This is a genomic window from Brevundimonas sp., assembly GCF_036399195.1.
In the GTDB taxonomy this organism is placed as follows: domain Bacteria; phylum Pseudomonadota; class Alphaproteobacteria; order Caulobacterales; family Caulobacteraceae; genus Brevundimonas.
Window position 1 is genome coordinate 1 of sequence record NZ_DASWNO010000255.1, and the last position, 7,460, is coordinate 7,460.

A 7,460-nucleotide genomic window follows, 5' to 3' on the forward strand; every position below is an offset into this window, starting at 1 on the left:
GCGAACAGCTTGGCCATGAAGCCGGGGTGCGAGCGCGACAGCATGACCTGCGGGCCCTTCGCCTCGGGCCGTACGTCGTAGATGTAGGTGCGGATCCGGTCGCCGATGTTGAAGATCTCGCGCGGGATCGAGTCGTTGCGGCGCATGATGCCCTCGCCCCGGCCCAGATCGACGACAGTGTTGCCGTATTCGACGCGCTTGACGGTGCCGTTGACGATCTCGCCGACGCGGTCCTTGAACTCTTCGTACTGGTTGGCGCGCTCGGCGTCGCGAACCTTGCCCATGACGACCTGGCGAGCCATCTGGGTCTGCACCCGGCCGAACTCGAACGGCGGCAGGTCCTCGATGTATTCCTTGCCGACGACGGCCTCGGGGTCGCGCTTCATCGCGTCCTTCAGGCGCACCATCGCGCTGTCGTTGAACTCTTCCAGCTCGTCTTCCGGCTGCCAGTCGTCCTCGACGATGGTGACGTGACGGGTCAGGGCCAGCTCGCCCGACTTGATGTCGATCTTGGCGCGGATGTCGTGGTGGGCGCCGTAGCGCGACTTGGCGCCCTTCTGGATCGCCTCCTCGATCGCCTCGACGACGATCTCCTTGTCGATGTTCTTCTCGCGCGCGACGGCGTCGGCGATCTGAAGCAGTTCGAGTCGGTTCGCGGAAACGCCGGCTACAGCCATGCTCTTAGTCCTCGGTCTCGGGTTCGTTGTTGTCGTTGCGAGCGGCGCGCTTCTCGGCGCCCGCCTTCATCAGTTCGTCGGTCAGCACCAGTTTGGCGTCGACCAGCCAGTCGAAGGGGATGAGGGCGGTGTCCTCCTCCCCGTCCAGGTCCATGGCGACATTGTCGCCGTCCGTGCCGGCGATCACGCCCTTGAAGCGTTTCCGGCCCTCGATCATGCGGTCCGTCTCCAGCCGCGCTTCGTAGCCCTCGAACAGATCGAAGTCCGACTTACGGGTCAGGGGACGGTCCACGCCCGGCGACGAGACCTCCAGCAGGTATTCGCCCGCGATCGGATCGGCGGCGTCGAAGATCTCCGACACCGCGCGGCTCAGGCGGGCGCATTCCTCGACCGCGATATCGTGGTCGCTGGGCCGCTCGGCCATGATCTGCAGGCGGCGGCGCAGGGTGCCGCCCATCAGCCGCACGCGTACGATGTCGAGGCCCAGGCTCTCGGCCACGGGTTCGATCAGCTCCAGCAGCTGGCGGTCTTCGGCGGTCTTGGCCTTCAAAGGCTTTGGTCCAAACAAAAAGCGGCGGGCCGGACGGCCGCCGCTTCAAACGGCGCCGTTAGGACGCCGGTCTAACGATGTGGGAGGGCGTATAGCTCCCGGGAAAGCCTTTGTCAGCCCCTTAGAGCGAAAGCCGCCTCGGCGTCCCTAAGCGGGCGAAGCCAACTCCAGCTTTCCAAGGAAGTCAGGCTTGCCCAGCTGGACGCCGGCGTGGCGCAGCACCGCATAGGCCATGCTGACGTGGACATAGAAGTTCGGCAGGGCGAAGCTGGTCAGATAGCCAGCGCCCTCGAAGTCCAGCGCCACGCCGGGGAAGCGCAGCTCGATCCGGCGCTGCTCCGCGCCTTCGAAGGCGGACGCCTCCGCGGCCTTGATGAAGGCGACCGACAGGGCGATCGTCTCCTTCAGCTCGGCCAGGGTCGACTCGGAGTCGTCGGTCTTCGGCCACGGCTGGTTCGTGAGGCGCGCGATGCAGCTGCGGGCGGAGAAGCAGGCCATCCGGACCTGATCGGGGAAGGGTTTCATGTCCGGCGCCAGCCGCGCCTCCATGACCGCCGCCTCGTTGAGGCCGGACGCCTCCGCCTTGTCGACGAGGCCCGACAGGGCCCCCAGCCCCCGCAGGAACATTGAAGGGGCGAGGTGTTCGACGGCGAAGGTCATTGCGGCGGTCCCTGTGCGGACCGCCATACTGCTCAGGCTGTGCGCACGAAATCCAGAAAGATCGGCGGCGTGTCGCCCAGCTTCTTCTCTTCATAGCGGGTGACCACGTGATCATCCGGGGCGACGCGCCAGTCGTCGGCCCGCTCCGCCCGCCACTCCAGCCCCGGCGTCCGCTCGAACCGCTCCAGCGCCCATTCGGCGTAGTCCTTCCAGTCGGTCACGAAGCGCAGCCGCCCGCCCGGCTTCAGCAGGCGCGCGATCTCCGCCGCCGTCTCGACCTGAACCAGCCGCCGCTTGTTGTGTCGCGCCTTGTGCCAGGGATCGGGGAACAGGATCATCGCCCGGTCCAGCGAGGCGTCCGGCAAGGCCGTCATCACCTCGCGGGCGTCGTCAGCGTGCAGGCGAACGTTCTTCAGCCCGCGCTCGTCGATGTGCCGCAGGGCCGAGCCGACGCCGTTCAGGAACGGCTCGCAGCCGATCATCAGAATGTCGGGATGGCGCGCCGCCTGTTCGGCCAGATGCTCGCCGCCGCCGAAGCCGATCTCCAGCCACACGCCGCGCGCCCCTGGCATGAGCGCCGCCAGGTCGAGCGGCCCCGCTTTCGGGTCCGGCAGAACGATCGCCGGCAAGAGGGTGTCGAACAACGCGGCCTGCCGCGGCTTGATCGCCCGCGACTTGATGCGGCCGAACGAGCGCAGCGGACGGTGGGCGGGATCGTCTGAAGGGGGCATGGCGGCTGTATAGCGCGCGAGCAGAAACAGACGAGTGGTTAGTGGCTAGTGATTAGTGAAGGGCTCCCGGCGCGCCACCAACCACTAGCCACTAGCCACTAATCACTCTCAGGCCAGCGCCTTCAGCTGCTCGACCAGATCGGTCTTCTCCCAGCTGAACCCGCCGTCGGCTTCCGGCGCGCGGCCGAAATGGCCGTAGGCGGCGGTGCGGGCGTAGATCGGCTTGTTCAGGCCGAGGTGTTCGCGGATCGCTCGCGGCGTGGCGCCGCCGATGAGGTCCAGCAGCTTGGCTTCCAGGATGGCCTCGTCGATCTTGCCGGTGCGATGCAGGTCGACGTGGATGGACTGGGGCTTGGCCACGCCGATGGCGTAGCTGATCTGGATGGTGCAGCGGTCGGCCAGGCCGGCGGCGACCACGTTCTTGGCCAGGTAGCGGCAGGCGTAGGCGGCCGAACGGTCGACCTTGGTCGGGTCCTTGCCCGAGAAGGCGCCGCCGCCGTGCGGGGCCGCGCCGCCGTAGGTGTCGACGATGATCTTGCGGCCCGTCAGGCCGGCGTCGCCGTCCGGCCCGCCGATCTCGAAGATGCCGGTCGGGTTGATGTGCCAGACGGTGTTCTCGTCGGTGAAGCCCTCCGGCAGCACCTCGAGGATGTACGGCTTGACGATCTCGGCGACGTCGGCGGACGAGAGGCCGGGGGCGTGCTGGGTCGACAGCACGATCGAGGTGGCGCGGACGGGCTTGCCGTCTTCGTACTGAATCGTGACTTGGCTCTTGGCGTCGGGCTCAAGCCGCTTCTCGCCGCCGTGACGCACCTCGGCCAGCCGCTTCAGGATGTTGTGGCTGTACTGCAGCGTGGCGGGCATCAGCTCCGGCGTCTCGTTGGACGCATAGCCGAACATGATGCCCTGGTCGCCGGCGCCCTCGTCCTTGTTGCCGGCCGCGTCGACGCCGACCGCGATGTCGGCCGACTGGCCGTGCAGGCGGTTGATGAACTCGAACTTCTCCCAGTGGAAGCCGGACTGCTCGTAGCCGATGTCGCGCACCGCGGCGCGGACGGCGGCCTCGATCTCGTCCTGGACGCCCGGGGCCCAGGCGCCGTCCGTGTCCATGATGCCCTGGCCGCGGATTTCGCCGGCCAGCACCACAAGGTTCGTCGTCGTCAGCGTCTCGCAGGCCACCCGCGCATAGGGGTCCTTGCCGAGAAACAGGTCGACGACAGTGTCGGAGATGCGGTCCGCGACCTTGTCGGGATGGCCCTCGGAGACGCTTTCAGAGGTGAACAGGAACGAAGAACGGGACAAGGGGACGGCTCCGGGAGGTTCAGCGGCCGCCAGACATATAAAGATATGTTTATATGTTCAAGTGACCGTTTTCGGGGCCCGTCGCCAGCGCGCGCCGTCGCTGACCGGACGCTCTCCCGCCATCCAGCGCTCGCCCACGCCGGCGGCCAGGCACAGGACCAGCATCACGCCCAGTCCCCATCGCGAGGCGACGTCGGCGCGGATATGCGCCTCCTGAAGATCCGGCGTGGCGAACATCAGGATGTGGGCGATCATCGTCAGGCCGGCGAAGGCCGTCGCCAGCAGGGTCCACCACCGATCGCGCCTGACCGCCAGCCAGGCGAAGCCGGCGAGGACCCCCAGATCGATCGTCGCGTCCCCGATCAGGAAGCCGCGCAGCGTGATCCCATGCACGACGTACGTCAGCAGATAGCTGCTCAACAGGATCGCGACGCCCGCACGTTCGGTATGCCCCCCGCGCAGCCAGCACAGCGGAAACACCGCCAGGCTAAGCAGCAGGAAGAAGAACTGGAAGGGCGCCATCGGCCGTCTCCGCGGATCAGGGGCGCGAGGGCGCCTCGTCCTTCGTGGGGTAGCGGCCGGCGTCCCTCATTACGTTCCGGTCGATGACGTGCACCTGGTTCTGGTAGGCGACGACGGTGTCCGCGATCGCCCGCATCATCACGGCGGCGAACACCAGCATGGCCAGGACGATCAGGAGGCGGACAGCCCAGCCCCTTGGCGGCGGCCGGTAGCCGAGCCTGCGCCCCTCCTTCCTGGACCCGGGCCGTGACTCTGCGCCCCCACCTGCGCCATCACCCATCCCGCGCTCAGAACCTGCTGCAGCAGTTCTCTCGGGGAGGCTTCTTCCGCGTCGTCCGCCAGCCCGCGCATCAGGTGCGCCCGCACCGGGTCCTCCGCGCCGAGCGGGCTGAACCCCTCCAGCGCCGCCTCCAGGTCGTCCCACGTCCAATGGGGAAGCGCCTTGGCCCGCGTCTGCCGGGCCCCTGCCGATGGCTGCAATGACATTGTCTGACTCCCTGCCTTTCCCGGCACTGAAGCCGGGGGGCGGGGGGGCCGCCATGGGGTCTTTCGTAGGCTCTGGTACGTTTCGTTCCAGGAGAGCCAGCGCGGCCTTGCGGCGATTGACGCCGAGACGGCGACACGCCTCGTGGACATGCTTCTTGACGGTCGCCTCCGACAGCGAAAGCCGGACGGCGATCTCCTTGTCGGTGAGGAAGGCGGTCAGCCTCAGACACTCTTCCTGACGCGCGCTGAGGCCCAGACCCATCGACCACTCCGATACTACGGTACAGCTAGGCCGTTCCGCAGACACCGTCCAGATCAGGGACTTTTCGATGGGAGGAGTGGTGCCGCTTAGGTGACTCGAACACCTGACCCCCGCATTACGAATGCGATGCTCTACCAGCTGAGCTAAAGCGGCCTTGGCGCGGCGGGCGGCGGCCCGCGCGAGAGGGGCTCTTTATACGGGGGGAACCGCCTTGCCAAGCGCCGCGAGCAGCGACGGCTCGTCGGGCCGGGCGGCGAGGCGGATTTCGAAGCCGGAGGCGCCGAGCGCTTCCGCGGCGGCGGCGGATATCGCGACCGCCGTTCCGCCGGAGAAGGGCCCGCGCCGCGCCAGCGCACGGCCCGCGCGCGGAGAGTGAACCAGCACCCCCGCGAACGCCGAGGGCGATGACGCTCCGGTTTCCACCGCTTCATAGACGGGCAGGCGCTCGACGCGCATCGAGCCGGGCAGGAGGGCCGCGAAATCGCCGGCGGGCTGGGCCGCGCCCGGCGCCAGCAGCCGGCCGCCGGCGGGCGCCGCCCGCTCGAGCAGTCGGGCCAGATCGGCAACATCGCCGTCGGCGGAACGCACGTCGACGAACCCCGCGACCGTCGCCGCCTCCGCCGTAGCCGCGCCCACGGTGAAGACCGGCAGGCGCCGCCCCCCGGTGCAAAGCCGGGCGAATGCGTCGACGCCGTTGCGGCTTGTGAATATGAGAGCGCCGACGCCGTCGAGCTCCGGCGCGGCTTGCGCGATGGGCCGGATCGCCAGCAGGGGCGTGACCAACGGCTCGTACCCCAGCAAGCGGAGCCGGGCCGCCGTTTCCCCCGCGCCGGGCTCGGCGCGCGTGACCCAGACCCGGGGGAGCCGCTTCAGGGCAGGACCCTCTGGTCTCCCGCCGCCTCATGCACCTCCGCGCCGAGACGACAGCCCAATGCGCGAGCCGCGGCGTCCGCGTCCCCGCCGACAGCGATCTCCCCCGCGCGACGCCATCGCGCCGACCCGTCCGACGCGAGCATCTCCGTGGTCAGGCGCAGCCGACCGTCGGCGACCAGCGCATGGGCCCCGATTGCGGTGCGGCACGAGCCCTCGAGCGCGGTCATCGCGCCACGCTCGGCGGACACGGCCATGGCGGTCAGCGGATGGTTCAGGGCCGCCACCCAGTCGGCGCCGGCGTCCTCGTCGCGCGTCTGGAGCGCCAGGGCGCCCTGACCCGGCGCCGGCAGGAAGTCGTCGAGCGACAGCCGTTCGCGGATGACAGCTTCGAATCCGAGCCGATTCAGCCCGGCTGCCGCCAACAGGATGGCGTCGAACTCGCCCTCGGCCAGTTTCCGCAGCCGTGTGTCGACATTGCCCCGCAGCATCTCGATCTTCAGATCCGGCCTCAGCGCGAGGGCCTGCGCCTGCCGCCTCAGCGAGGCGGTGCCGAGGCGCGCGCCGACCGGCAGGTCCGAAAAAGAGGCGAAGGCCTCACTGACGAAGGCGTCGCGCGGGTCTTCGCGCTCCGGGACGGCGGCGATGCACAGGCCGGGTGGCGGCTCGGCGGGCACGTCCTTCATCGAATGGACGGCGACGTCGACGCGCCCGGCGATCAGAGCCTCCTCGATCTCCTTGGTGAACAGCGCCTTGCCGCCGATCTCCATCAGCCGCCGGTCCTGGATGCGGTCGCCCGTGGTGACGATCTCGACCAGCGGCACCGCCTCGGCCAGATCGGCGTCCGCGACGCCCAGAGCCCGACCGATGGCGCGCTGCATCATGCCCGACTGGGTCATCGCCAGTCGGGAACGGCGCGTGCCGATGCGGACGAGGTGGGCCATGAGAGTCGTTGCGCCGGAAGAACGGGGTCGCTACCTCGACCCGATGAGCAGGCCCGCCGACTATAGCAGCGATGGGACAGGGGCAACCGGGCGGTCCGGCGACCTGACCGTGCTCGGTATCGAGACCAGCTGCGATGAGACGGCAGCGTCGGTCGTGCGCCTCTGGCCCGACGGAGAGGCCAGGGTTCTCTCGGCCGTGGTTCACAGCCAGACCGATGATCATGCAGCCTACGGCGGGGTGGTGCCGGAGATCGCGGCGCGCAGCCATGTGGAGATGATCGACGGCGTGGTCCGCCGCGCCATGGCCGAGAGCGGACTGGGCTGGGACTCACTCGACGGCGTCGCCGCCACCGCCGGCCCCGGACTGGTCGGCGGAGTCATGGTCGGCCTCGGCTACGGCAAGGCGGTGGCGCTGGCGCGCGACCTGCCCCTGATCGCGGTCAACCATCTGGAGGG

General features: G+C 69.0%; 10 protein-coding genes, 1 tRNA gene and 2 pseudogenes. 1 reads left to right on the forward strand and 12 read right to left on the reverse strand.

The features are described from left to right. From VGB60_RS11250 to hemC, 12 genes and pseudogenes are all read right to left on the reverse strand, one after another. The coding region (locus VGB60_RS11250) for a transcription termination/antitermination protein NusA (RefSeq protein WP_331038345.1) at window positions 1–677 on the reverse strand (677 nt) is incomplete at its 3' end. Window positions 678–681: 4 nt separating this feature from the next. Beyond that, complete coding sequence (gene rimP / locus VGB60_RS11255; protein ID WP_331038346.1) at window positions 682–1,227, reverse strand: ribosome maturation factor RimP; 546 nt, start codon at window positions 1,225–1,227, stop codon at window positions 682–684. A 147-nt stretch (window positions 1,228–1,374) separates the two neighbouring features. Then, window positions 1,375–1,887 (reverse strand): DUF1993 domain-containing protein, encoded by a 513-nt coding sequence (locus tag VGB60_RS11260; protein ID WP_331038347.1) that lies wholly within the window; start codon window positions 1,885–1,887, stop codon window positions 1,375–1,377. Between the two features lie 32 nt (window positions 1,888–1,919). Beyond that, window positions 1,920–2,618, reverse strand: coding sequence for a tRNA (guanosine(46)-N7)-methyltransferase TrmB (gene trmB / locus VGB60_RS11265; protein ID WP_331038348.1), 699 nt, complete (start codon window positions 2,616–2,618; stop codon window positions 1,920–1,922). A 108-nt stretch (window positions 2,619–2,726) separates the two neighbouring features. Next, entirely contained in the window at window positions 2,727–3,920 is a 1,194-nt protein-coding gene (gene metK, locus VGB60_RS11270; RefSeq protein ID WP_331038349.1) for a methionine adenosyltransferase, read from the reverse strand. 57 nt (window positions 3,921–3,977) lie between these two features. Beyond that, window positions 3,978–4,442, reverse strand: a complete 465-nt coding sequence (locus VGB60_RS11275) for a hypothetical protein (protein ID WP_331038350.1) — start codon at window positions 4,440–4,442, stop codon at window positions 3,978–3,980. Between the two features lie 16 nt (window positions 4,443–4,458). Next, window positions 4,459–4,602 carry a hypothetical protein gene (locus VGB60_RS11280; protein ID WP_331038351.1) on the reverse strand — a complete coding sequence of 48 codons (144 nt, stop codon included), beginning with the start codon at window positions 4,600–4,602 and terminating at the stop codon, window positions 4,459–4,461. Between the two features lie 11 nt (window positions 4,603–4,613). After that, window positions 4,614–4,928 carry a hypothetical protein gene (locus VGB60_RS11285; protein ID WP_331038352.1) on the reverse strand — a complete coding sequence of 105 codons (315 nt, stop codon included), beginning with the start codon at window positions 4,926–4,928 and terminating at the stop codon, window positions 4,614–4,616. Between the two features lie 112 nt (window positions 4,929–5,040). After that, window positions 5,041–5,190 (reverse strand): annotated as a pseudogene (locus VGB60_RS13335) (helix-turn-helix domain-containing protein); the annotation flags it as partial. Window positions 5,191–5,267: 77 nt separating this feature from the next. Further along, window positions 5,268–5,343, reverse strand: a tRNA-Thr gene (locus VGB60_RS11290). Window positions 5,344–5,382: 39 nt separating this feature from the next. Then, window positions 5,383–6,063, reverse strand: a complete 681-nt coding sequence (locus VGB60_RS11295) for a uroporphyrinogen-III synthase (RefSeq protein WP_331038354.1) — start codon at window positions 6,061–6,063, stop codon at window positions 5,383–5,385. Next, a complete protein-coding gene (hemC, locus tag VGB60_RS11300; RefSeq protein ID WP_331038353.1) occupies window positions 6,060–7,004 on the reverse strand; it encodes a hydroxymethylbilane synthase in 945 nt (314 codons plus the stop codon). Before hemC ends, VGB60_RS11295 begins: the two co-directional genes overlap by 4 nt. A 43-nt stretch (window positions 7,005–7,047) precedes the next feature. On the opposite strand from hemC, the pseudogene VGB60_RS11305 reads away from it, so the two are divergent. Beyond that, window positions 7,048–7,460: pseudogene (locus tag VGB60_RS11305) on the forward strand (tRNA (adenosine(37)-N6)-threonylcarbamoyltransferase complex transferase subunit TsaD); the annotation flags it as partial.